Genomic DNA, 243 nt, shown 5'->3' with positions numbered 1-243 from the left:
AGGCAGCAAGCGTCGAGCAAGTGGCCTATCAAGTCGGTTACGAGAGCGCCTCGCAGTTCAGCCGCGAATACTCGCGGATGTTCGGGGTCGCTCCAAAGCAGGACGCCTTGAACCATCAGCGTATGTATAGCCAGTATGCAAGTCGCAAGGCACGCAGCGCCTGAGCCCGCAAACTCCAGAAGCCGCTCTCTAAGACATCTCTCTACATGAAGGGCGCCCGGTATCACCTGCCTGGCGCCCTGC

At 59.7% G+C, this 243-nt stretch carries 1 protein-coding gene; it reads left to right on the top strand.

The genetic code is table 11. From position 1 onward, the window contains the following. Window positions 1-164, top strand: a 164-nt coding sequence (locus SB658_RS26785; protein ID WP_410603534.1) for a helix-turn-helix domain-containing protein, incomplete at its 5' end; no start/stop codon positions are given. Between the last annotated feature and the right edge of the window lie 79 nt (window positions 165-243).

The sequence above is a fragment of the Bacillus sp. SIMBA_008 genome (assembly GCF_046535495.1).
In the GTDB taxonomy this organism is placed as follows: Bacteria; Bacillota; Bacilli; order Bacillales; family Bacillaceae; genus Bacillus; species Bacillus subtilis.
The sequence above is the reverse complement of the archived record's forward strand: the minus strand, read 5'-3'. Positions and strand labels throughout refer to the sequence as shown.